Here is a 23,465-nt window from a genome sequence, read left to right as displayed (position 1 = left end):
ACATGTTTGATTCACCGATTACGAGCGTAAAGAGAGAGACTTTTATCCGAACAACGCCTGAGCGAGTTTGGAAAGCATTAACCGATCCAGCAGAACGGAATCGTTGGGAAACAAGACAATCCAGCATCGATCTTCGCATTGACGGTAAGGTCGAGCTTGATTACGGCTGGGGTGTTGATTATGTCGGGACGATTGTTGAAATGGAGGAAAATGCTAGACTCGTTCTAAAAGATGAAAGTGATGATTTGACAATCTGGACTCTGCAAGCTGTTGAAGAAGGAACCGTTGTAGTGTTAGAGTATACAGGGCTATGGGCTGGAGCACTGGGCTTTATGACAGCGGAAGATATGGGCTTTGGAACAGAGCAGTTCCTTCATAATATGAAAACGATGTTAGAAAATGCTCAAGATAACCGCGATACATACTGGACGAGCTGGATCGGCGTTAATCATCATACACTGCTTACTGACACACAAAAGGGTACTATTATTATTAAAGTAATTCCGGGTACACCCGCGGAAGGAATTCTTCAAGAAGAAGACATTATACTTCGTGTAAATGACAGCGACGTCGAAGCATTCAGCGATTTAGAACGCGTCGTTACAATGTCGAAGCCAGGTCAACCCTTGACTGTCACCATACTTCGCGCCGGTGAAGAACAGCAGTATACGCTGCATACAGTTCCATTCAGGGAAAAGAAAGCCGCCTCCTAAAACGAGTTTGACTTTTCAACACATATACGTATAAAAAGCCGCTTCCAAACGCTTATTGGAGCGGCTTTTCTTTTATCTACAATGAAATCATATAGCACGCTGTAATTGTCTTTATCATGCACGAGCTCACTTCGATTCATAACGCTTTTTCAATCGCTAAACGAATGTGAGCAATATGATGTCGGTCATGCCAAATCAGTCTTTGAAGAGCAATATCTAGTGTGATGGCATCTAGTACTTGGGTTCGTAAAGTTCTGCGAAAATCATCTGGGGTTAGGCTGGTACAGAGGATGAAAAATCTTCGGTGAAGCGTTTCAATGAGCAGCAGGGAATCCTCAATGGGCAAATGCTGATATTCATCGAGCGCCGCCCAAGCATCTTGATCGTACGAGCTCACTATCGGTTCTACTTCGGTTAACGCCCGCTTAAACCGCAAATAGGCGTTTACGTTATTATCTGCTAAATGATGTACAATCTGTTGAATCGTCCAGCCTCCAGGACGGTATGAGCACTGAAGTTGTTCAGGAGCTAGATCCTTCACTATACTTCGTAACTCTATAATTATTTCTGGAATCTGACTAATAAAATCGTTGCGTTCTACCGAAGTAGGATTCAGTATCGGTTCAAAGGGAGTGCCTGAAAATGAAAATTGATTGATCTCCATCGCCTTATTTCCCCTCTCATAAAATCTTCAAATTGAGCCACTCTCCTATTTTCACAACTAATTTTTCATTAGAGCCTTAGCTTACTCGAGTACATACCCACGTGCAATCGAATCATGAACTAGCTGTTGGGTGTATGCCCACAACGTTTTGGAACCATTGTCAATTTCACGATTCCGCTTCAAAATTTGCTCACTTGTAATTTGGTAGGTTAGCCACGTGTCGCCTTCATTTTGATAGTTATTTAGGATAGGATGCAAGCGATCTAGCGAGGCGGCAAATTGTGCTTCCTTACTCTCTTTCCGTTCAAATTCAAGCCACAAATTCATTAGTTCCTCTCCCTGCTCTGCTGGCAAAAGACCAAAAATTCGCTGCGCGGCTTGCAGCTCTCGCTCATGTTTGTCCTCATACCCTGATGTATCGTACGCAAATGTGTCACCTGCATCAATCTCAACTAGATCATGAATAAGCAGCATTTTCACTACTTTAAACAAATCAACTTCTTCATTTGCGTGACCGTTAAGGATAAGCGCCATTACGGCTATATGCCAGGAATGCTCCGCATCATTTTCTAATCTTGTATCACTAACGATCTTCGTTTTTCTTTGAATCGTCTTGAGCTTGTCTATCTCAATCAAGAATTGGAGTTGTTTCTGCAAAATAGATTCCATATGCTCAGCCCTTCGTTTTTTATTATATATCCAATTACTACCTTTTTTCTATTCCCTCATCGTAATCATACACTGGAAAAATAACTAGGACATATGTCTTCAAGCTGTAGATAGGCGTAGGCTGCAACAACTCCCACTCCATTCATCTCTCACACTTTCCGAACAATTTTTCATCCACATTAAATAAGCAAGTTTACATGTACATAAAAAGTACACAGTGCTCCTTAATAATAGTATTCAAAGGGCTGCACAATAGCTTCCTAACAGCATTGAGCCCTTCACACTAAAATCACCCACGAGGTGATTAACAAAATTATTGGATAGGAGTGAAGATCAATGAAACAAGTAGTAACCACTGAGCAGTATGCAAAAGCTAAAGAATGGAGCATGAATTGGCAAGCGGATGTAGACAATGTCCATGTCGTCCCGCACTGGATCGGGCAATCGTCAACATTCTGGTACCAGCGTGATATTCGGGTGGGCGCACAAAAAGGAAGCGAGTTCGTTATCGTAAATCCTGTTTGCAATTCGCTAGAACTCGCCTTTGACCACGCTCGTTTGGCAGCAGCCTTAAGTAAGGTTTTACAAGAGGAAATTGATCCTCACCAGCTGCCAATACAAAAACTGAAGATTCATGAGCACGATTCTAGTATTAATTTTGTTGCCAAAGATAAATATTGGACTTATGATCAGACGAAGCACGAATGCCATGAAATAGCTCCTCCACAAGCTAAGCCACACGAGCGGTTGTCCCCTGACGGGCAATGGGCAGCCTATGTAGAACAATATAATCTATATGTTCGCCATCTGGAAACAGAGGAAGTGCGGCAGCTAACCTACGATGGAGAACATTACTACGAATACGGCTCCGAAGGCTCTGCCATGAATGAGAGCTCGCAACAAATCACTGGCTACGCTCCCCCACCAAGTGTTGTCTGGTCGCCAGATTCGAAGAAGCTGCTTACGCTGCGTCTGGACGAGCGAAACGTTCAAGAGCTTCACATCGTGCAGAACGTGCCTTTGGATCCTAAGGAAGTTCGCCCTGCTTTATACACGTCACGCTTTGCAATAGTTGGGGATCAGCATGTCCCGATGATGGAAGTGTATATTGCTGATATCGATAATCAAGACTCGATACGAGTAGGTGCAGATCCTGTTGTTGCTACTAGTCCTACTGCTTTCCACCCTATAACGCCGTTAGCTGGATGGTCTGCAGATAGTCAACAGGCCTACTATAAACAAGTAGCCAGAGACTTCAAGTCCGCACAGCTCATCCTCGTCCAAGCTGATACAGGTGAAACAAGAGTCGTTGTAGAAGAAACAAATGAACCGTTTATTTTCTCGCATTTATATCATAATGGAAACACCTCTTACTTCAGTTATCTAGAAATTATGCCATCATTGAACCCTAACTTCCAACTGCTGCAGGACGATTCTCTCATCTGGCTGTCTGAACGAGATGGCTACGGCCATTTCTATCTCATCGACTCCTGCACAGGCCAAACAAGAAATGCCATAACATCCGGTGACTGGAACGTGAGACGCCTCATCGCCATTGACGAAGAACAAAGGTGGATTTATTTCACGGCAAGCGGACGAGAAGCTGGACGGGATCCCTATTACCAGCACCTATATCGGATTCAACTAGATGGATCATCTCTTACCCTTCTTACACCTGAAGACGCCCATCATAAAGTTATACTCTCACCTGACTTATCGTTTATCGTCAATACTTACTCCCGTGTTGACCTCGCTCCAGTTTCTGTTCTGCAAGCAACCAACGGAGAAACTATTCGTGAACTTGAGCAGGCGAATATACAGCCATTGCTGAACAGAGGCTACCAAATGCCAGAGCGCTTCACGGTCAAGGCTGCAGATGGAGTCACTGATTTATACGGCATAATCATTAAGCCTGCTAATCTTGATCCAGCACAATTGTATCCGGTTATCGATCATTACTATGCCGGCCCCCAGGTCATTCAAACGCCGAAGTCGTTCAACTTATCAGCCGGGGAAACTGGCGGTGCGCAAGCACTCGCTCAACTAGGCTTCGCCACTATCATTATGGATGGAAAAGGGACCCCTTTCCGTTCGCGTGAATTTATCAACGTAGTAGCAGGAAATATGGGTGGGGGAGCTGGCCTTGACGACCATGTAGCAGCTTTGCCTCAATTAGCACAGCTCTATCCTTTCTTGAATATCGAACGTGTAGGAATTTGGGGCAGTTCTGGCGGTGGTTATGGCGCGGCACGTGCTATTTTGAAATACCCTGATACGTACCAAGCAGCCGTTGCTTCAGCAGGCAATCACGACCAATTGATGTATACCCATATGTGGGGTGAACATTATCAAGGAATGCTTGATCCGCAATATCCAGACCGCTATACGAATCAGGCAAATGCAGATTTGGCGGCGAATTTGAAAGGCAAGCTGCTGCTCGCACACGGTGATATCGATGATAATGTTCATATCGGCCAGACGTTAAGGCTAGCCGATGCGCTGATTAAGGCGGATAAAGATTTCGATTTACTTATTATGCCTAATGTCGGGCATGGTATTTCAGAAGAAGCCTATTTTATTCGTAGAAAGTGGGATTTCTTCATAAGACACCTGCTAGGCGTAGAACCGCCTAAGCTTCCGATACATTCATCCACAAATGAAGGGCAATCTCCTTCAAGTGAGTCTAAGTCAATGAAAGTAAGTATAAGTTAGCCTGTATTCGTTCACACAAACCTATTTGATGAAATGGAGAGTTGCATGATGGAAGTCAAGCTTATGGGGAAAAGCAAATTTTTATTTACGGTTATGTTGTGTTCCATGTTTGTCGGTAGTAGCGTAATGAACGCGCTCGGAAGTAGTCCTTCCCAACAAGAACAGCAAGCAGCTGTTGCCCACACACAAACGAAAGCCACTACAACTTCGTCCAAACAGGCAACTGTTACATTTCCAGCACTTAAAGGCCCATACAAAGTAGGGACTGAGCGTTTTCATTGGATTGATAAATCCCGTCCTGAAACGTTCACTGCAGACAAGACGGATCATCGCGAGCTGATGATTCAAATATGGTATCCGACTAACGCAACAAGCGCCTCTCATAAGCTTGAACCTTATGCAACTAATCCAACAGCACTGGCGAAATTTTATGAAGACTACACGAAAATACCCGCTGCTCAATTTTTACCTTTACTCAATACGACCACTCAATCCTTAATCAAAGCACCTATCGCTGAAGTGAAGCAAAAACATCCGGTGCTTATCTTATCACACGGCTTCGGCATGCTTAATGACACGTATCGTTTTATTGCAGAGCCATTGGCAAGCCAAGGCTACATCGTCGTAAGTGTGCAGCATACGTATAATTCATTAATAACCACATTTCCTAATGGAAAAGTTGCAACTTTCAACGGATCTAATAGCGACAGCACCTCTCACATGGATCGATTGATAACGAAAGTGTGGGTGAAAGATGTTCAATTTGTATTGGATCGTCTAGAACAACTTGCAGAGAAGAAGAGCTATCACATATGGAAACAGGCCGATCTGAGTAGAGTTGGAATGCTCGGTCATTCCTTTGGCGGTGCTACTGCTGCTCAAGTCATGCTGCAAGATGATCGTGTAAAGGCAGGTATCAACATGGACGGCGGCTTCTTTGGCAAGGTGATTCCTGAAACGGGAATTCCAGGCCCATTCATGCTGATGAGCGCTGGCTACGATGGATTAAAAAGTTTAGAGAGTATCGATCCAAAGCAAGCCGCAGCAGCACAAGGGGTAGATGAAAAGAAATTGACAGAAATGTTGAAACATGTGATCGCACGCTATAAGCAGGCAGTACGCTTTAGTTATTCCGTATCCTTCCGTCATGCAGACCATGGAACATTTTCGGACACCCCGTTAATATCCTTGCCATCTGTATCGAACGATGCTGCCAGATTACAGACCGTGTATCGTACTCACAGTAGTATCAATGCCTATACATTGGATTTCTTCGACCATTTCCTAAAAGGAAAGCCAACGAAGCTGTTGGACGGGAAGAACAAGCTTGAAGATGTTAAGGTAGACGTTGGAGAACACGCAAAGACAAAAACCGCAACATCTAAGTAGAATTCGTTCAAATGGGAACCTCCTCGATAATTAACGGGCGAGGTTCTTTTTAAATTCATAAAAAGTACACACTGCTCCACGATAATAAAAAGCAAGGGTTACCTCCTCAAAGCATACTGCATCCACTAGCCTCTTCACACCTAGAACAGTCAAAATACATTCTATTTATCTAAAGGAGAATCGATATGAAATCCAAACTTACGATGAAAAGGAAAAGCAAATTGCTGCTGCTCACGCTTCTATGCTCCTTATTTGCCTTCAGCAGTGTAAGCCAAGCAGTTGGAAATGAGGGTACACAGCCATTCGGAGAAACGGCTGAAGCTGCATCATTCACTGCTGTTGCAACTGCCAAAGCATCCAAGCCTGATACCGTGCAGTTTCCTGCACTTACAGGGCCCTATCAAGTGGGGACAGAAACATTCCATTGGATCGACAAGTCACGTCCTGAGACCTTTACCGCTACCCAAAAAGATCATCGCGAACTGATGATTCAAGTATGGTACCCGACGAAAGCAACAAATGCCACTCATAAACGTCAGCTATTCTCGGACGACCCACAAACACACGCTAAAGCGTTTGAAAGCTATGCACAAATTCCAGCGAGTCTGTCCATGCCTATATTTCTGTCAACAACTCATTCCTTAATTAAAGCTCCTATCGTAGAAAACAAACAAAAATATCCGGTCCTTATTTTTTCACACGGCTTTGGCGCTCGAAATGATTCCTATCGTTTTCTCGTAGAGCCTTTGGCAAGCCAAGGATATATCGTCGTAAGTGTACAGCATACGTATAATTCATTTTTGACTCAATTCCCAACTGGAAAGGTCGCACCATTCATAGGTAGTGAAATGGATAGCACCTCCTACATGGATCAGTTAATTACGAACGTGTGGGTAAAAGATATTCAATTCGTATTGGATCGGCTGGAACAACTGTCCCAGAAATATAGCTATCCTATATGGAAGCAGCTCGATCTTAAACGAATCGGGATGCTTGGTCATTCGTTTGGTGGCGCTACTGCTGCTCAAGTCATGCTAGTCGACAGCCGTGTCAAAGCAGGGCTCAATATGGATGGGAGCTTTTATGGGAAAGTGATTCCAGATACGGGCATACCAGGTCCGTTCCTATTCATGGGCGCTGCCGATGCGGATGGATTGGCAAATTTCGAGAACATTGACCCTAAAGAGCTTGCAGCCGAACATGGAACAAGTGTAGAAAAAATAAAAGAAATGATGGAACATTCGATCACACGCTATAAACAGGCTCTGCGTCATAGCTATTCCCTATCATTCAAACATACCAAGCATGAAACGTTCTGTGATTTCCCATTAGCTCTTGAGGCAGCTTCGACGAAAGATGCTGCTTCCAGCTTGAAATCAGTATCTCGTCAACATCGGATTATTAATGAATATACGTTGGACTTCTTTGATCATTTTCTGAAAGGCAAGCCTATCAATCTGCTGGACGAAAATAAAGATAAGTATGAGGATGTAACCGTAAAGATCGGGGAAGGTATGAAAGAGGATTAAAAAACTAGCTATCCTCATTAAATGTGAAAACCACGTAGTCCATAATCCAACAATTCATAGTTCGCATTCATGTTTGATTGGCTAGCTCTCGCTCTCTACTATCTCTCCAATATAAAAAGCCGCTGCATAAAATGGTGTACAATGACCATGCTCAGCGGCTTGTCTTCTATTATTGAAACGATTTATCGGTGCATGAACCCGAAAACTTTTAATGGAAGCTCCTATGTTTTCGTTAAAATGGCCCCGCTCCCACCGCTGCAATTCCGTTAAATGCAACTGGACCCGTTATTTCATTACCTGATGCGGGTGAAGAAGAAACAAATAGTGTGTATCGAATTTGGTTCGTATTCACATCCGTTGCTGGCGGAAAATCTGCTGCTGTAATACTAAATGCTGAATTTGTAAAATCATTTGGATTAACCGTTGATGTATAAATGACAGTGCCTGATCCAAATGTGTCGGCGCCATTGCGCTCAATGACAAATTGTATATCTGGTGGTTCACCCCCAGTTGACACCCCTACCGTCCCTGACAACCAAACTCTTACGTCACCTGCCTGGGCCGTTCCTGCTGCGGCAGTTGTAATCAAACCGATATCTCCTATTAAAATAGGAGTATCCGTTATATCTATCAGGCCCGTATTTGTATTACTAAACTGGGACAGACGTAAGTCTAACACTTGAAAAGCCATCACTATCCCTCCTTTATTACTATTTATCCTATTAATAAAGGAGCATAGATGTGATAGATTGCTAGCTTATGTACGAGTACATTTTAAAAGGATTCAAATTGGAGCTCGCCTATTCCATTCATCCCGTATGATGCTATTTCTCTATGTAACTGTTACTCGTTCTACATATTGTTTCTCCGTTTTACTAATGGTTATCTGCTCCTCTTTATCCCAGACCGAACTAATTTCAAACGTGCCTGGTTGAAAAAACAAGGGAAACCGACTTCGAAACCAATCTTGCATTGGCAGCTCAAGTGCCTTATCTTTGTCTATCCAGAGCAATTCTCCTTCTGGCGGATGCTCTAATATTTCCCCTTCGAAGGAAGCAGCTAAATAGTTAAACACCATTGATCGCAATCCTGTCTGAGGTTCACAGTATTCTGCTAATCCTTTGTAAATGATGTCTGTTACAATGAGTCCCGTTTCTTCTCTTACTTCACGTATCGCACCATTTACGATACTTTCTGGATAGTCAACCTTGCCTCCCGGAGCTATATAGCCCGGAAATCCACGTTTTGTTGGTCGATTTAGTAAAAGCACCTTATCGCCCTTCTCAATCATACACATCGTGTATAGTTCATGATTGATTTTCATACAACTATCTCCTTATCAACTTCTGATACTGGTTCATCTCAGACTTAAAGCCTTATCCATTCATCCTCATAGTCCTCTACTAATCCATTCTCGTCTACCTTTAAAATAGCTGTATATCCGCTCTCTATAGAACGATATCGATATGTAAATGAATCTAATCTTGTATACTCTTGTCTTAAAGGTTGAATATCAAATTCAGGGAAGCGCACCCAAGCCGTTGTCAGCTCGGATGACTCTCCTACAGCTAGTTGCAAGCGCCGAATAGGCAGTACATTGGTAGATGGAGTTATACCGATATCAATGTCTTTTGCTTCAGACACTCCTTCGATCACCTGCCGATTCCATGTCCAACTACCATTCCCATCACGTGCTATTGTCATCCGATTGCTCATCGATTCGTTCCGATAATACAAATGCACTTCCTCCGTGTTTCCCGCTTGATCGCAGTTCACGATATACTCCACAAAATATTTTTCACCTTCATACACACGAATCACTTTTCCTGTAATCTCGATAGATGGCTCTAGTTCTAGCCTGCAATATTCCATGCCGTTATCCGGCAAACGATTCCATACTGCAGTATGCTTCATTACAGTCAGCTCCTTTGGTGTAATATCCATACGTAGCTCCATTTTTAAACTACTTCACAAACGTATTTGCCACTCGATCAGACTTTATTAAGTATGGAATCCATATCGCACAAACGATCCCCGCTCTAACTACATCGCCCCATAAGTTCCCGGGATAAAATTGAGTCATGATCTCATTTTGGGATGCGAGTATCGTGTCAACAATTTGGAATATTAAATTCCCTATGTATAAACCTATCATAAGCTTAGGAAAACCCGACTTTTTGCAGTACATAATAATTAAAGCAACAATACCTAGAATCAAAAACAAACAAAGAAATATAATCTCAAAAATCAACGTAGGTTTCCATAAAGGATGATAGAAAATGGAGCCTTCAGACGTGAGCATATTCCATACTTTCGGGTCTGTAAAAACAGGAAAAAGATCATAGACTTGCTTACCCAATAGCAAAATGGTCAAATACAACCCAATTTGAATGACAATTAACCATCCTCCTAAACCTGACACACCGTATTTTTGCCGCAGCGGCACTTCTTCATTGTTATCGATAGCTTTTTCTTCCATGGTCTAGCACTCCCCTTTTTGTCTTGTCTCTCTTACTAGATAATTATCCCAAAAAACCACCTTTTATTATTACAATATTTAACCAAAAAAGACAATAGAAATTTCTATTGTCTTTGAGATCATTAGCCACATCACTGCTATTCATATGAACTTACTACAACTACCTAAACCCTTACTTGAGCACATCTATCCTAAATAGTCAGGCACAATCTCCGTCTCAACGATCTGTCCATCGCGAACATCTACTTCATACGCTCTCGCAGCAGGGCGTGAGCTTACAACACGATAAAGTTCATCTCCACGATAATGCAGGGCAACCCCATCGTCGGCGGCTCTGCCCCCACCCAGTTGACCAGTTACAATAAGCTGCTGGTAAGAAGGTCTGCGATCTGCTTCGCCATCATAATGCGGACAGTTGCTGCCGCGCAGCCAGCCTAAGCCATTCAACTTCGTTAATCCACCTGGATTAGAATCAGTAACACCTTCTTCAAACAAAGATAAATGAGACAGGACGCAATCATAGCGATTAAATGCCTTGTAAAAACGCTGAATATATCCATCTGCGTCTCCTGCTACCGATATTCTTTCATTCCACACTCAAACGCTTCTGGATCATTGTTGTCCACACCGTGCAACGCTTCTTGCAAAGCAAAAGTACTCCGATAAAAACGAACTCGTTCGGAAATATCCTCGCCGCCGGGGTACAACCGAATGCATTCCTCGTAGAATTCCTCTCCATACCCAGCAAGAATGCCCGCCAAGTCATAAGCAGGATCACCTAAGCCAGAACCACCGAAGTCAATAACTCCCGAAATCGCACATGCCTCTGCATCCCACAAAATATTGCCTGTGCCGAAATCCCCGTGGATTAGTGTTTGCTGTACATTATGATTTTTCTCGTTGTCCAGAAAGGTTCTGAAATTGTGAATGACACGCTCTCTAGCATCGTTTCTCATATACGAAAATAATTTCTTCTCGATATCTTCGTATAATTGTTTAACCATCTCAAGTATTGATTTTCTTTCTTGCTTAAAAATAGGTTCAACCTGCTCCCATTTAGTCCCATGCAGCTCTATTAGAAATGTTACAAGTTGAGAGGCAATCCGATGCCGCGCTTCTTTATGTTGTACACGGTCTAGTTCTTCTTTCCAGAAAGGCGCTCCGGCAATTAGCTTATATCCCGTAAATACTTGACCAGGAACCATCGCTTCAAAAGAAACATACTTCGGTAAAGGAATCGGGAGCGTCGCCTGATAATGAATAACCTTTAGCAGCTCTATCTCTCTTTTCAACTGTCGAATGCCTTCTTCATATTTAGGAAAGCGAAATACAAGTGAGTTGTTAATCATGACAACATCGTTGTTTTGTCCAATCGCGTTAGGCTCAATATGCTCAATAACTAATTCAGGATACTTCTGTTCAATGAGGCCTTTATAGGATGCAATCATAGGCAAGCTCCTTAGTTTAAAATGTATTTTCTTTCCGATTTTTCGAATAAATGATTGCCGAGATATCGTTAAATTCTACTTCGTTCAACATTATTTTTTTCGTTTCGATAAAACAACTTTTAATCCAGCAATAAATAACGACAATATTTTTTTAACCCTTATACTATCATAAAGAAAGGGGTTATATGGAAATTGTTCAAATAAAATAATATCTACAAGTAGAAAGGATGTCGAATACATGGGATTAGTTATTGAAGCCAATTCCAATCATGTAGCAGAGCGCGTATTACTCCCCGGCGACCCTTTAAGAGCCAAATATATTGCTGAATCATTTCTAGATGATGTCATTTGTTACAACGAAATACGCGGTATGCTTGGCTTTACCGGAGTTTATAAAGGCCAACGGGTCTCTGTGCAAGGTACTGGAATGGGCATCCCCTCAATCTCCGCGTATACCTATGAGTTAATTCATGATTACCATGTCAAAAAGCTGATTCGCGTCGGCACTTGCGGCACGATTCAACACGACATTAGCGTGAAAGATATTATTATCGCCATGTCCGCCAGCACCGACTCTAACTTCAATTATCCAACATTCTCTAGCTTCCACTTTTCCCCCACCGCCAATTTCAATCTATTAAAAAGAGCGGTTGATATTAGCCTTGAGCACAATCTTTCTGTAAAAGTAGGGAGCGTTTTGACGACCGACCTCCTATACACAGGTAGTCCAGATACGAATAAACTGTTCGCAGAGCACGGCGTATTAGCTGTAGAAATGGAGACAGCTGCCTTATATACGATGGCTGCAAAATATGGTGTACATGCATTATCCGTATTAACCGTTAGCGACCATATTTTCAAAGACGAAGCGATTAGTCTGCTAGAAAGACAGAATTGCGTGGATACTATGATTAAACTCGCATTAGATACGATAATTGAATCCTAATATTTTCAATTAAATAGGAGAAATGTAGGTATGGAAAAACCTTATGACTTAATCGTATGCGATCTTGACGGCACATTGCTAAATAACAAGAAACAGGTAAGCCCGTATACGATACAGGTACTAGAGCAACTACGTCATCACGTCCACATCGTCTTCGCTACAGCCCGCGCTCCAAGAGATATTCAACATTTTATAAAGGCGCTCTCCTTAGACACACCTAGTATTTGCTACAACGGAGCCATGGTGTTTTGCAATAAGAGCGGTAATCCTCTCGTTTCCTTTGATATCGATAAAGAGATAGCTAATCAATTAATAACAGAGTTAAAAGACTCCAAAGATGTTAGCAACATTCTCGTAGAGAAAAACAATCAATTTTGGGTCGACTGCATTGACGACGACGTAACAAAATGGATTGAAATGGGCTGTGAGCCCCATGCTATGGGCTATCCATCCACCTTTTTTCAAGAGTCCGTAGCTAAAATTATGGCAAGGGGGGAATGTTCTCACATCATTCAACATGTACAAGCAAGCTATCCAGACCTCATTCACACCTTTTCAGATTCCAAAAAAGTTTGGGTCGAATTTTTGCATCAACAGGCAGGTAAAGAACGAGCGTTAGAGTGGTTAACGGCACATCTAGAGATACCGATAGAGCGTACGATAGCATTTGGTGATGCAGACAATGACATGCTGCTTCTGAAACGAGCAGGCTTAGGTGTCGCGATGGAAAATGCTTCAAGTGCGGTCAAACAGGCGGCTGATTATGTAACCGCTTCTAATGAAGAAGATGGCGTAGCTAAACTGCTAGAACAAATTTATAAAATAAATAGGAGCTGATTATTTATGTATCAAACAGGCCGATTGCACACATGCGGGAAATCAAAAACGATTCATTACTCTGCAGAGAAGGACAACCAATTTGTCGTTTCCTTTTTAGACAGTGCCACCTCCTATACGTATAAAAAAAATGCGTTAGTTCAAGGAACAGGCAAGCAGCGCTGCAGCATTTCTTCATTCTTATTCAAATTACTGGAGAGCAGAGGCATTCGAACACACTATATAGACAATAATGAACACGGGCAAATGTTAGTTGAGCCCCTCGAAATGATTAAACTTGAAGTCATTGCACGTAACTATGCTGCTGGTTCAATTGTAAGAAACTACCCCGTTCAACATGGTCATCCTTTTAACCCACCTATTCTCAAGCTCGATATGAAATTCGGCAACGATCCGATGTTAAATTCGGATTATATATTGGCATTCAAAATTGCAACAGAAAAAGAAATCAAAGTGATTCGTGAACTGGCCTTTGAGGTGAACTCCATTTTAAGTTCCGTGTTCAAAGAAAGCGGCTTGCTGCTCGTAGATTTTAAATTTGAGGTAGGACGATTGGAAAATGGGGACATTATTGTAGGCGACGAAATTTCTCCAGATGGGATGCGCCTGTGGGATAGTGAAACACTAGAATCGATTGATAAAGATGTGTTTCGATTTGGAACAGGAGATCTCTTTGAGAAATATCAAGAAGTATCTTCTAGACTAATGGAGGAATTGGTATGAGTATCGCTAGTTACATTAAGCATACCATCGAATTCAATGAACAAAATAGTGCATACATTTTAGATATCGATAAAAGTCCAGTCATTTACGCGAACCACGGGGATCATATTCTAGTTGAAACCATGAATGCTTTTTCCCAAGAAACAAACACGGGCGAAGAGCTGAATCAGGTCATAGACAAAGGTTATCATCACCCATTCACAGGCCCCATCTATATTAACAACGTTCAACCGGGCATGACGGTAGCGGTAAAAATCGAAAATATTGAACTTTCCGCTTTTGGTTACACCTGTATTTCAAGATCATCAGGCGTATTAAAAGGGGTATTTCAAGGCCGCAATTATAAAAAAATATTTCTGAAATCAGGCATGATAGACTATGAAAGCATTAACCTACAAACGATCCCGTCTCTAGGCGGGATCGGGTTAGCAGATCCTGCCGGAACTAGAAATGGTGCTACATGCCCGCATGGCGGCAATTTGGATTTCCGTCATATGGTTGCAGGCTCCGTTGTTTATTTGCCAGCGGCTGTTGAAGGCGGATTGCTGTATATGGGTGATCTTCATGCAAGGCAAGGAGATGGAGAGCTTTCGGGTATTGCCCTAGAAGCCTCTGGCCAAGTTCATATTTCTCTAAGCGTACTGTCTCAACATATCCCATGCCCCATCATTTATAGTTCAGATCATATTTTGATAGCAGGATATGGAGATACGTTCGAAGATGCTGCCAACATGGCTGTGTCAATGGCTGTAAGTATCGTTGCCCATGCCAAACAACTGCAAGAAGTGGATGCCTATATTTTGCTGGGATTCTCGGCGCACTTAGTAATCGGGCACTATACAGGCAGAATTAAAAGCGCTGCCGTGCGAATTCCACATGAGGTTTTGAAGATTGAAGATATATTTGGTCTAGAATCTGTAAAGTAAGTTGGATAAAATAGATGAAGGTGGGGCCATTACAAATGACAAAAATAGTTGTAATTACGGGGGCGAATCGCGGAATTGGTCATGGTATTGCACAGTCCTTTGCCGAGGCAGACTACAAGGTAATCGCGCTTAATCGAACCTTATGCGGAGCAGATTGGATGGAAGAAATACAGTGCGATCTTACCAACCAAGATGAAGTATCCAATGCCATTGACTATGTAGAAAAAACCTACCAAACGATTGATATACTAGTAAACAACGCTGGTATTCGAAGATACTCTCCAATTGAGGAAATTTCTGATGCCGATTGGAACGACAGTCTGTTAACAAATGTTACCGCTCCATTATGGCTGATTAGAAAATGCACGAAAATGTTATCCTTATCAAATGGATTCATGGTGTTTGTAGGGAGCCAAGCAGCGGAATACCCATTTGAGGAAGGAGTCGCTTACAGTACGACAAAGGCCGCTTTTCTAGCCATGTCTAAAATAGCGATTCAAGATTTGCGTTACAAGAACATACGCGTCTGTTACTTGTCTCTCGGAGCTGTAGCGAATAGACCTAAAGAAAATGATGAATGGAAAATTAGACCGAGTGATGTTGGACAATTGGCAGTTTCCTTAGCTAGTCTATCACCAAGGGTAATGCCTACTTATGTAGAACTTAGACCTTCCGTTCCTAGCTCATCACATATCCCTAAAATGAATGCACTTCAAAATATATAAGCAACTGCTCTCACTTACCTCCTCAGAAACTACACACTTTAACGTAACTTCTTTAAAACTCAAGTATATCTACTCACATTCTGTTTCAAGGAAAGGATCATCGCAATTGAATACACGCTTACTATTATTAACGATTGGTGCATTCGCAATCGGAACAGACAGCTATATAGTGGCTGGAATATTACTAGATATCGCTAATGATATGAGCATTTCGATTTCTTCGGCAGGCCAATTAGTAACTGTTTTTGCTTTGACAATAGCGATTACTGCTCCAGTACTGACAACACTAACTGCCAAAATGAGTCCTACCAAAATTTTATTTTGGACCATGCTTCTATTTTCAATAGGCAATATAATTTCTTTTTTATCAAGCACTTTTGCTATGCTCATTATTTCAAGAATTATTGCGGCAATGGGCGCAGCCCTTTACTTCCCCATTGCCACATTGATTGCTGCCAAACTAGCTGCTCCAGGGAAACAAGGCAAATCTATCTCCGCCGTATCCTCCGGTTTAACGATCGCGATTACGCTGGGTGTTCCAATTGGAACGTGGCTGGGAAATATATTTAATTGGAGAATTGCCTTCCTAATCATAGCAATCGTAGGCTTCTTCGTGTGCCTCTTAACTACCATTATGATTCCTAAATTAGAACAAACAAATGACAACGCATCAACCAAAGATCAACTACCTCCGCTTAAGAAAGCAACTGTTTTCTTTTTAATGACAGCTATTCTCTTTATTACAACAGGAAGCTTTGCTGTATATACCTTTATTGATCCGATTCTGCAAGCAATCGGAGATTTTAACCTTATCGGATTAAGCTCTATGCTCGCCTTGTTTGGGGCTTCTTCCATTATAGGCGTCTGGCTCGGTGGTTATTTAAATGACAGAATAGGCAGTCTCCCTACCATTTACTTGACCATCGCCATAAAAATACTATCTCTATTCGCATTCTCTTTTATTATGCTGTACGATTTTTCATCAAATGTTATTTTAGCTGGATTGGCCACCATTAGTTGGGGCATAACGGCATGGATGCTTAACGCGCCGCTGCTAAATTATTTGATCACGATATCGCCTAAGTCTCCGTCCCTTTTGCTTGCATTGAATGCTACATTCAGCTATTTAGGCACAAGTGCGGGCTCCGCATTAGGGGGCTTTGTTATTGATAATGATGCCATTGAAATGCTGGGCTTAATATGTGGACTATGCCAATTAATCGCCTTGCTTATTATTTTAGTAACCGCTAAAGTTCAAAAAAGACAAGCATTAGCTCAACAACTAGAGGTATAATGGATAAAGCTGTTAATTGCACCCTGTACAGGCATCCATTTTTTTGGGGAGGGAACCATATGAAACTGCTAATTAAAGACGTAACAATCGTCACCATGCTGGATGATGATCAGCCATTTAGAGGAGATATTTTAATCGAAGACGATAAGATTAAGGAAATAAGCAGTCAAGTGCAAGAACAGGCAGACAAAGTCATTCAAGGGAATGGAAAAGTTGCTATGCCTGGTCTCATAAACGCTCACCAGCATACTCCTATGAGTCTATTAAAAGGATTTTCAGATGATCTCAAATTAATGGACTGGTTGGACAAGAAGATGCTCCCAGCCGAAAACAATATGACTCCAGAAGATATATACTGGGGCTGTAAGCTGTCCATGGCTGAAATGATCAAATCCGGTACAACAGCATTTGCTGATATGTACGTTCATATGAATGAAATTGCGCAGGCTATTGAGGAAGTTGGTATGCGTGCCTCATTGACTAGAGGCTTGGTCTTCTTTGAAGACGATAAAGGCAGAAGATTACGTGAAGCAATGGAGCTTATCGATCAATGGCATGGAGCTGCCGACGGAAGAATTACAACGATGTTTGGTCCACACGCTCCTTATACTTGCCCTCCTGAACCATTAAAAGAAGTCATTCGGCTTGCAGAAGACAAGAAATTGCCGATACATATCCACTTGGCCGAAACAAAAGAAGAGATTGTAAAAATACGAGATAAATACAATCAAACTCCTACGGAGTACTTATATAACCTTGGCTTATTTGAAAAATCACATGTTCTACTGGCTCACGCTGTCCATTTGACTCGTAAAGATATTAGTTATTTGGTTGGCATGCGCGGTGGTGTAGCTCATAATCCTGTAAGTAATCTGAAATTAGGATGTGGCATTGCTCCAATCGTCGAAATGCTGCAGCGTGGGATTAATGTAGGACTAGGTACAGATGGAGCAGGAAGCGCTACAACACTCGATATGTTTGAAGAAATCAAGACGGCTACGTGGTTGCAAAAATTAGATTATGGCGATCCTACACAAATTCCTGCTAAAAAAGCCATCCAACTGGCTACTAAAAATAGCGCGATCTTGCTTAACATCGATAAAGAAGTCGGTACGCTTGAAGTTGGTAAAAAGGCAGATCTTATTTTAATCGATATAAACAAACCTCATTTAATGCCACATCACAACATAGAATCCCTAATCGCTTATAGCGTTAATGGCGGAGACGTAGATACAACGATCGTAAACGGAAAAATACTGATGGAAAATCGCCAACTTCTAACGATAAATGAAGAGGAACTTCTTCAACAAGCAGCAGTACGTGCGAAGCGAATTGTAGAAGGAATTTAAATATACATGCACGTTAAACGTAAGCTGTCTCCGGTATCTAATTACTGGAGCAGCTTATTTTTACTTTCTCCTCGAATCTTCAATTACATTCTCACTCGTTTTTTAAAAATACGAATGAGCGCAGTTGCTCATGACGTTGACACATGATAGGCTATTAGCTAGCACTGAATTGCCATCTTAGTAAGGGAGTTCACTCATGACGATTACACACAAACGGAAATTTATCATCTGGCTCGTTCTTACCGTGGTATGGATGGGGGTTATTTTTTATAAGTCCTCGGAGCCTTATACGGATCAGGATTTGCGTCCCGCCTTTGCATCTTTGATCGAGGCAGAGACGCTGCAAAAGTATATACCAGAGCTTTCCTTTTATTACGACAATCAGCTTATAACCTGGGAGAAGCCTTACGACTTCGTTGAGTTTTTTATTCGTAAAGCTGCGCATGTCTTCTCATTTGCGCTACTATGCTTCTTCTCCATTAAGACCCTCTACGCTACATCGATGAAAGATTGGGCAGCAATCGGTCTCAGTGGATTACTTTCATTCCTTTACGCTTGTTCAGACGAATGGCATCAATCCTTTGTCGTTGGGCGGACCGGACATATCGAGGATGTCATGGTGGATTCGATCGGAATTGTACTTATCGTGCTCATCATGAGTGCTCGCGCTTGGCGACGCTGGTCCAATAGCTGATTCGTACATGTAGAACCCTTTGTACGACAACGAAAGCTATCCACAGTCCGGTACTTCATACCGCTGTGGATAGCTTTCGGCGCATCATCTTCTCTTTTTAACTCTGACCTCTTCTAGAGTGACATTTGCCCCTCTTCATAATAAGCCCGTTTTGATTTATCAAAGATGTGGAAACTCAACACGATTGCAATAACAATCGACACCACCGAGAAAATAATTGTAACGAGCTGCAAATCAAACCATTCCGCTAATGTCCCCAATGCAAACGTAGCCATAATTTGCACGACACTTTGGAACATCCCCTCAATACTGCCGAAGCGCCCCATAATGGAAGTGGGAACATTGTTCTGATAAAAGGTTGCGTAACCGGTATTGGAGAAAGACATAAAGAACCCCAGCAGAATAAAACTTATCGTCGCAAACCAAAATCCTGATGCACTATAGAACATCGCATAGCCAATCGTCGAGAACAGCATCCCCACTGCTATGTATGTTTGAAGCGAGAATCGCTTCACCACTATGGCCGAAGCTGATGCACCTAGAAGAGCGCCTATGCCAGCCACACTGACAATGACACCATACAGTTGATCGTTCAGGTGCAAGTTCTGCTTAATGAACGTGACTTCTTGCGAATCGAGCGCGAAAAAGATCATAATTGCAATTTGGTAGAGCAAATATATTTTTAAGAAGTAGCGCGAACGCAGCATAAATTGATGCACAAGCTTCCAATCCTCTATGATCATTTTCAGGCGAATCGGCTCCCGCTTCTCTACGTTCTCATCACTAACATCAGGCAGCATGCCAATAAGGAATGCACAGATGAGAAAGCTTACCGCATTGATGATGACGCACCAACCTGTGCCAATAAAAATAATAAGCACACCAGCAATTGCAGGCCCAAGCAAGAAGGAGCCAGAGTTCATCATGCTCATAATAGAATTGAATCGTTTGCGTTCTTCTGGCACAACAATCTTCGTAATATAAAAAGTTGAGCTCGGTCCAAAAAAGGCGGAAGCAATACTGCATACAAATACAATCGCGTATACTGCCCATATCGATGTCATCAGTGGAATGAGGAAGATAAGCAATCCTCGAATCACGTCCGCTGCAATCATAATCCTTCGCTTATTCATACGATCAATGACTGAGCCTGCCCATAAATTTGTAAACAACTTCGCAATCGGACCAATCATATATAAGCCCGCTACAGCAGCTGCTGAGTTCGTCATGTTCAATACGAGAATGTTCAAAGCAATCAAATAAATCCAGTTGCCAAAGTACGAAACCCCTATTCCCCCAAGAAGCAGTGAATACTGCCTCCACCTACCTATCCCCTCATCCACAACAATCTCCCCCTGTATAAGTTACCGATTCCACTCCTGTTATCACGCTAGAAAAACGAAGGGAAACCGACAGATTATGTCGAATTAAAAATGAATAAATGATACTATTTTCATATAACAATTGAACTACTTCAATTCATGCCATTCATATAGATGTAATTGATATGTATATGGAAAGGAAGGTACAAAAATGATTATCGGCATCGATCTCGGAACTACTTTCTCAGCCGTCGCTTATGTGGATAAAGATGGAATTCCAGCTATTATACCAAACCGCGAAGGTGAACGAACATCCCCGTCCGTTATTTTATTTGAACAATCTGTGCCCGTTGTTGGGAGCAGAGCAAAAGACGAGGCCCTCAATGATCCACTTAATGTAGTGCAATTTGTGAAGCGCCAAATCGGCAATACGAGTTATTCCTTCTTAAATGAAGCTGGTGAGACATACAGCCCCGAAGAGCTGTCCGCCATTATACTTAAACGCCTTAAGCAAGATGCAGAAGATCATTTGGGATTTCCTATACACCATGCTGTCATTACAGTACCCGCATACTTTGATGATGTGCAGCGCAAAGCAACGAAAGATGCAGGCAAAATAGCTGGCTTGAACGTCGTGAAAATATTGAATGAACCCACTGCAGCGGCCCTAGCCTATGGAATCTCTCAGCAATCCGAAGATCAAGATGTGATGGTGTTCGATCTTGGCGGCGGTACATTCGATGTAACGATTATGAGCATATCCAATCAGGAAATTATTATTAAGGCTACTGGCGGTGATCGCAATCTCGGGGGCTTTGACTTTGACAATAAAATTATCGAGTATGTACATAATCAATTTTTGCAAACGCATCAAATCGATTTGTATGATGATCCGATAGCTTTACAACAGCTAAGAGAAATGGCGGAAGAATGTAAGAAGTCGCTCTCCATATATCCAGAGTCCAGTTTTATGCTAAGTAGTCAGGGCAAGACACTCAGAGTCGCATTGACTCGGGATATGTTTGTAGAGATGATTCGACCGCTTCTGAATCGCACCAGCATTGTGATGCGTAATGTATTACAAGATTCTGGTATGGAATGGGCAGATCTTGAAAAAATACTGCTCGTTGGCGGATCAACGCGTATACCTGCTATACGAGAATGGATTCAGGAGGCATCAGGAATTGTGCCATCTGATGAATTACATCCAGATGAAGTCGTTGCCTTAGGTGCTGCTATTCAAGCAGACCTGTTGAACGAAAAACAATCCCGTATGATGCTCAGACCAGCTGTCGTAGATGTTAATTCCCACAGTCTCGGCATTATATCGTTAGATCCGCAGCATCGTGAACAAAACTCTATTATTTTGCCGCGGAACACACCTATTCCAGCGAAGAAAAGCGATGTATTTATTACGATGGACGATCGGCAGGACAATGTATCTATCGTCGTAACCGAAGGTGAAGATGAGGATCCTAACTATGTGAGAGTTATCGGTCAATCTACCATTCAGCTGGACAGGCCACCAAAAGGATATGAGATACGAGTAACGTTATCTTACGATGCTGATGGAATCGTACATATTAATGCGCAAGATGAGCGAACTGGAAAAGACATGGGAGAATTTATGATTGATCGCAAGTCGAATCTCTCTGAACCTGCCATTGTTGACAAGACAAAGCGGTTTACGGACTTAACTATAAACTAAGCAGAGGTCGAGGTACATGTCGAGTACAAATTTTTATAAAGAGTTGGAGTTGGACCCTACTCTTCCCGATCAAGAACTGGATCGATCGTTAAAAGATGTCCATCGCAAATGGCAAACACGCATCAATGCTCCTTCATTGGAACGACGACAAGAAGCGGAACGAATGATTCAATTGATTGAGGCAGCGAAGCCCGTTCTATTGGATCCTTCCAAGCGAAAACAGTATGACGCTTCCATGCTAGTTCCACAAACGGTGGCAGGACAATCGCCCGTAGAATCGTCCGTTACTTATGAAGTGCTGAGTGAAGGAACTGCACCTATTGCACAGCAAGAAACGAATTATCGTACGGCATATCAAGCGGATGAGCAAGACGAGGAAGATGAACCACTTACACCAATTGAAGCGCTACTAGAACAGGCAGAAGAATATATTGACAACGAGCGATATTATGAAGCTATCAAAAAAGTAAACGAAGCAATAGCAATTGATAGTAGTGATGACAACATATACTCTGTGCTTGCATGGGCTCTTCATGGAACTGGTCAGACTGCTAACGCCATACTAGAAATGGAGAGAGCGATAGAATTAAATCCTTATTTTTCAGGGTACTATTACAACATGGCGTTACTTTATAATGAGCATCCTATTTTAAATGACGAAGAATGCTTACGCTCGGGTCAAAAATGGCTATCCGAGGCGTTAAGAAGAGATCCTGAAGACTTCTCATATCGTTATCATCTAGCCTATTTGCATCGACGGAACGATAAGTACGGGGAAGCACTATCTATCCTTGAAGATATATATCGCAATTGGACGGATGAGCAAGCAGAAGATTGTGACTTTGGTTTTATCGATCTCAAAAATGAGATGGCTTTAATTCATTATAAACTAGGGCAAAAATACGCCAAGTATAACAAAAAAGCAAACGTAGACTACTATATTAGAAAAGAAGACGTAGACCAAGCATTCTATCATCAAATTCAAGCGTTGAAATACGTAGTAGATAGTGAGCAGCGCTCCAAAATTGATCTAGCCATTCGATACATAGAAAAATCCAAGCAGCGTGTCTTTTTCGGTTCTCGATTCTCGTCTAACATCAAGATTCCCATATTTCTTATTGTTTTTTCTATTATTGCACAACCGAATTTTAACAATGTTGGTTATTTCGGTGCTGCCATACTTATCTTGAGTGCTATATTGAACTACATTCCAAGATGGAAATACGACCAAATACACTATAAAGAACCATGTAAGAAACATAGAAACTGCAGGTGCTCTTGCTAAAACTGAACGGATTGCGACTATTATGATGAAGGCTAGAAAGGATGTTATTTCAC

At 42.1% G+C, this 23,465-nt stretch carries 23 protein-coding genes; 14 read left to right on the top strand and 9 right to left on the bottom strand.

Features of this window, described 5'->3' with window-relative positions; genetic code table 11:
• Positions 1 to 2 precede the first annotated feature (2 nt).
• The gene (locus FPZ44_RS02815; RefSeq protein WP_144987192.1) at positions 3 to 713 is read left to right on the top strand and encodes an SRPBCC domain-containing protein; all 711 of its coding nucleotides are present in this window, start codon (positions 3 to 5) and stop codon (positions 711 to 713) included.
• Between the two features lie 136 nt (positions 714 to 849).
• On the opposite strand, the gene FPZ44_RS02810 is transcribed toward FPZ44_RS02815, so the two are convergent.
• A complete protein-coding gene (locus tag FPZ44_RS02810) occupies positions 850 to 1,377 on the bottom strand; it encodes a YfiT family bacillithiol transferase (RefSeq protein ID WP_144987189.1) in 528 nt (175 codons plus the stop codon).
• A gap of 81 nt (positions 1,378 to 1,458) precedes the next feature.
• Positions 1,459 to 2,046 (bottom strand): HD domain-containing protein, encoded by a 588-nt coding sequence (locus tag FPZ44_RS02805; protein WP_144987187.1) that lies wholly within the window; start codon positions 2,044 to 2,046, stop codon positions 1,459 to 1,461.
• A gap of 336 nt (positions 2,047 to 2,382) precedes the next feature.
• On the opposite strand from FPZ44_RS02805, the gene FPZ44_RS02800 reads away from it, so the two are divergent.
• The 3 genes from FPZ44_RS02800 (at position 2,383) to FPZ44_RS02790 (ending at position 7,676) form a co-directional block, all read left to right on the top strand.
• A complete protein-coding gene (locus FPZ44_RS02800) occupies positions 2,383 to 4,758 on the top strand; it encodes a S9 family peptidase (protein WP_144987185.1) in 2,376 nt (791 codons plus the stop codon).
• Positions 4,759 to 4,803: 45 nt separating this feature from the next.
• A complete protein-coding gene (locus FPZ44_RS02795) occupies positions 4,804 to 6,147 on the top strand; it encodes an alpha/beta hydrolase family protein (RefSeq protein WP_186785889.1) in 1,344 nt (447 codons plus the stop codon).
• A 185-nt stretch (positions 6,148 to 6,332) separates the two neighbouring features.
• Complete coding sequence (locus tag FPZ44_RS02790) at positions 6,333 to 7,676, top strand: alpha/beta hydrolase family protein (RefSeq protein ID WP_144987180.1); 1,344 nt, start codon at positions 6,333 to 6,335, stop codon at positions 7,674 to 7,676.
• 232 nt (positions 7,677 to 7,908) lie between these two features.
• On the opposite strand, the gene FPZ44_RS02785 is transcribed toward FPZ44_RS02790, so the two are convergent.
• From FPZ44_RS02785 to FPZ44_RS02760, 6 genes are all read right to left on the bottom strand, one after another.
• Positions 7,909 to 8,367: a hypothetical protein gene (locus tag FPZ44_RS02785; protein WP_144987178.1), complete on the bottom strand. Its 459-nt coding sequence runs from the start codon at positions 8,365 to 8,367 to the stop codon at positions 7,909 to 7,911.
• 141 nt (positions 8,368 to 8,508) lie between these two features.
• Positions 8,509 to 9,000 (bottom strand): 8-oxo-dGTP diphosphatase, encoded by a 492-nt coding sequence (locus tag FPZ44_RS02780; protein ID WP_144987176.1) that lies wholly within the window; start codon positions 8,998 to 9,000, stop codon positions 8,509 to 8,511.
• A gap of 44 nt (positions 9,001 to 9,044) precedes the next feature.
• Complete coding sequence (locus FPZ44_RS02775; RefSeq protein WP_144987174.1) at positions 9,045 to 9,590, bottom strand: putative glycolipid-binding domain-containing protein; 546 nt, start codon at positions 9,588 to 9,590, stop codon at positions 9,045 to 9,047.
• A 49-nt stretch (positions 9,591 to 9,639) separates the two neighbouring features.
• On the bottom strand, positions 9,640 to 10,155 hold the full coding sequence (locus tag FPZ44_RS02770; protein ID WP_144987172.1) for a DUF2569 domain-containing protein: 516 nt from the start codon (positions 10,153 to 10,155) through the stop codon (positions 9,640 to 9,642).
• Between the two features lie 186 nt (positions 10,156 to 10,341).
• Positions 10,342 to 10,752, bottom strand: a complete 411-nt coding sequence (locus FPZ44_RS02765; protein ID WP_144987170.1) for a Type 1 glutamine amidotransferase-like domain-containing protein — start codon at positions 10,750 to 10,752, stop codon at positions 10,342 to 10,344.
• Positions 10,728 to 11,603: a phosphotransferase family protein gene (locus FPZ44_RS02760; RefSeq protein ID WP_144987168.1), complete on the bottom strand. Its 876-nt coding sequence runs from the start codon at positions 11,601 to 11,603 to the stop codon at positions 10,728 to 10,730. Before FPZ44_RS02760 ends, FPZ44_RS02765 begins: the two co-directional genes overlap by 25 nt.
• A gap of 238 nt (positions 11,604 to 11,841) precedes the next feature.
• Here FPZ44_RS02760 and deoD point away from each other — a divergent pair, with 238 nt between their 5' ends.
• From deoD to FPZ44_RS02720, 8 genes are all read left to right on the top strand, one after another.
• Positions 11,842 to 12,549, top strand: coding sequence for a purine-nucleoside phosphorylase (deoD, locus tag FPZ44_RS02755; RefSeq protein ID WP_144987166.1), 708 nt, complete (start codon positions 11,842 to 11,844; stop codon positions 12,547 to 12,549).
• 30 nt (positions 12,550 to 12,579) lie between these two features.
• Positions 12,580 to 13,386, top strand: a complete 807-nt coding sequence (locus FPZ44_RS02750; protein ID WP_144987164.1) for a Cof-type HAD-IIB family hydrolase — start codon at positions 12,580 to 12,582, stop codon at positions 13,384 to 13,386.
• 6 nt (positions 13,387 to 13,392) lie between these two features.
• Complete coding sequence (locus FPZ44_RS02745; protein ID WP_144987162.1) at positions 13,393 to 14,109, top strand: phosphoribosylaminoimidazolesuccinocarboxamide synthase; 717 nt, start codon at positions 13,393 to 13,395, stop codon at positions 14,107 to 14,109.
• Positions 14,106 to 15,035 (top strand): acetamidase/formamidase family protein, encoded by a 930-nt coding sequence (locus FPZ44_RS02740; protein WP_144987160.1) that lies wholly within the window; start codon positions 14,106 to 14,108, stop codon positions 15,033 to 15,035. Before FPZ44_RS02745 ends, FPZ44_RS02740 begins: the two co-directional genes overlap by 4 nt.
• Positions 15,036 to 15,070: 35 nt before the next feature.
• The gene (locus FPZ44_RS02735; protein WP_144987158.1) at positions 15,071 to 15,760 is read left to right on the top strand and encodes an SDR family NAD(P)-dependent oxidoreductase; all 690 of its coding nucleotides are present in this window, start codon (positions 15,071 to 15,073) and stop codon (positions 15,758 to 15,760) included.
• 106 nt (positions 15,761 to 15,866) lie between these two features.
• Positions 15,867 to 17,054 carry an MFS transporter gene (locus tag FPZ44_RS02730; protein WP_186785888.1) on the top strand — a complete coding sequence of 396 codons (1,188 nt, stop codon included), beginning with the start codon at positions 15,867 to 15,869 and terminating at the stop codon, positions 17,052 to 17,054.
• A 59-nt stretch (positions 17,055 to 17,113) separates the two neighbouring features.
• The gene (locus FPZ44_RS02725) at positions 17,114 to 18,403 is read left to right on the top strand and encodes an amidohydrolase (RefSeq protein ID WP_144987154.1); all 1,290 of its coding nucleotides are present in this window, start codon (positions 17,114 to 17,116) and stop codon (positions 18,401 to 18,403) included.
• A gap of 196 nt (positions 18,404 to 18,599) precedes the next feature.
• Positions 18,600 to 19,097: a VanZ family protein gene (locus FPZ44_RS02720; protein WP_144987152.1), complete on the top strand. Its 498-nt coding sequence runs from the start codon at positions 18,600 to 18,602 to the stop codon at positions 19,095 to 19,097.
• Between the two features lie 113 nt (positions 19,098 to 19,210).
• Here the strand turns inward: FPZ44_RS02720 and FPZ44_RS02715 are convergent, their stop codons facing one another.
• The gene (locus tag FPZ44_RS02715; protein WP_261378181.1) at positions 19,211 to 20,440 is read right to left on the bottom strand and encodes an MFS transporter; all 1,230 of its coding nucleotides are present in this window, start codon (positions 20,438 to 20,440) and stop codon (positions 19,211 to 19,213) included.
• Between the two features lie 190 nt (positions 20,441 to 20,630).
• On the opposite strand from FPZ44_RS02715, the gene FPZ44_RS02710 reads away from it, so the two are divergent.
• Positions 20,631 to 22,127, top strand: a complete 1,497-nt coding sequence (locus FPZ44_RS02710; protein ID WP_144987150.1) for an Hsp70 family protein — start codon at positions 20,631 to 20,633, stop codon at positions 22,125 to 22,127.
• Between the two features lie 16 nt (positions 22,128 to 22,143).
• Positions 22,144 to 23,412, top strand: coding sequence for a tetratricopeptide repeat protein (locus FPZ44_RS02705; RefSeq protein WP_144987147.1), 1,269 nt, complete (start codon positions 22,144 to 22,146; stop codon positions 23,410 to 23,412).
• The last annotated feature ends 53 nt before the right edge of the window (positions 23,413 to 23,465 follow it).

It is taken from the genome of Paenibacillus agilis (assembly GCF_007786455.1).
GTDB lineage: Bacteria > Bacillota > Bacilli > Paenibacillales > Paenibacillaceae > Paenibacillus_B > Paenibacillus_B agilis.
Note: the sequence above shows the minus strand (reverse complement) of the source record. Positions and strands in the feature narration are given on the sequence as shown.

Excerpts from the sequence above, each read along its gene's own strand:
- FPZ44_RS02815 (WP_144987192.1), top strand. The coding sequence starts at position 3 with ATGTTTGATTCACCGATTACGAGCGTAAAGAGAGAGACTTTTATCCGA.
- FPZ44_RS02810 (WP_144987189.1), bottom strand. The coding sequence starts at position 1,377 with ATGGAGATCAATCAATTTTCATTTTCAGGCACTCCCTTTGAACCGATA.
- FPZ44_RS02805 (WP_144987187.1), bottom strand. The coding sequence starts at position 2,046 with ATGGAATCTATTTTGCAGAAACAACTCCAATTCTTGATTGAGATAGAC.
- FPZ44_RS02800 (WP_144987185.1), top strand. The coding sequence starts at position 2,383 with ATGAAACAAGTAGTAACCACTGAGCAGTATGCAAAAGCTAAAGAATGG.
- FPZ44_RS02795 (WP_186785889.1), top strand. The coding sequence starts at position 4,804 with ATGATGGAAGTCAAGCTTATGGGGAAAAGCAAATTTTTATTTACGGTT.
- FPZ44_RS02790 (WP_144987180.1), top strand. The coding sequence starts at position 6,333 with ATGAAATCCAAACTTACGATGAAAAGGAAAAGCAAATTGCTGCTGCTC.
- FPZ44_RS02785 (WP_144987178.1), bottom strand. The coding sequence starts at position 8,367 with ATGGCTTTTCAAGTGTTAGACTTACGTCTGTCCCAGTTTAGTAATACA.
- FPZ44_RS02780 (WP_144987176.1), bottom strand. The coding sequence starts at position 9,000 with ATGAAAATCAATCATGAACTATACACGATGTGTATGATTGAGAAGGGC.
- FPZ44_RS02775 (WP_144987174.1), bottom strand. The coding sequence starts at position 9,590 with ATGAAGCATACTGCAGTATGGAATCGTTTGCCGGATAACGGCATGGAA.
- FPZ44_RS02770 (WP_144987172.1), bottom strand. The coding sequence starts at position 10,155 with ATGGAAGAAAAAGCTATCGATAACAATGAAGAAGTGCCGCTGCGGCAA.
- FPZ44_RS02760 (WP_144987168.1), bottom strand. The coding sequence starts at position 11,603 with ATGATTGCATCCTATAAAGGCCTCATTGAACAGAAGTATCCTGAATTA.
- deoD (WP_144987166.1), top strand. The coding sequence starts at position 11,842 with ATGGGATTAGTTATTGAAGCCAATTCCAATCATGTAGCAGAGCGCGTA.
- FPZ44_RS02750 (WP_144987164.1), top strand. The coding sequence starts at position 12,580 with ATGGAAAAACCTTATGACTTAATCGTATGCGATCTTGACGGCACATTG.
- FPZ44_RS02745 (WP_144987162.1), top strand. The coding sequence starts at position 13,393 with ATGTATCAAACAGGCCGATTGCACACATGCGGGAAATCAAAAACGATT.
- FPZ44_RS02740 (WP_144987160.1), top strand. The coding sequence starts at position 14,106 with ATGAGTATCGCTAGTTACATTAAGCATACCATCGAATTCAATGAACAA.
- FPZ44_RS02735 (WP_144987158.1), top strand. The coding sequence starts at position 15,071 with ATGACAAAAATAGTTGTAATTACGGGGGCGAATCGCGGAATTGGTCAT.
- FPZ44_RS02725 (WP_144987154.1), top strand. The coding sequence starts at position 17,114 with ATGAAACTGCTAATTAAAGACGTAACAATCGTCACCATGCTGGATGAT.
- FPZ44_RS02720 (WP_144987152.1), top strand. The coding sequence starts at position 18,600 with ATGACGATTACACACAAACGGAAATTTATCATCTGGCTCGTTCTTACC.
- FPZ44_RS02710 (WP_144987150.1), top strand. The coding sequence starts at position 20,631 with ATGATTATCGGCATCGATCTCGGAACTACTTTCTCAGCCGTCGCTTAT.
- FPZ44_RS02705 (WP_144987147.1), top strand. The coding sequence starts at position 22,144 with ATGTCGAGTACAAATTTTTATAAAGAGTTGGAGTTGGACCCTACTCTT.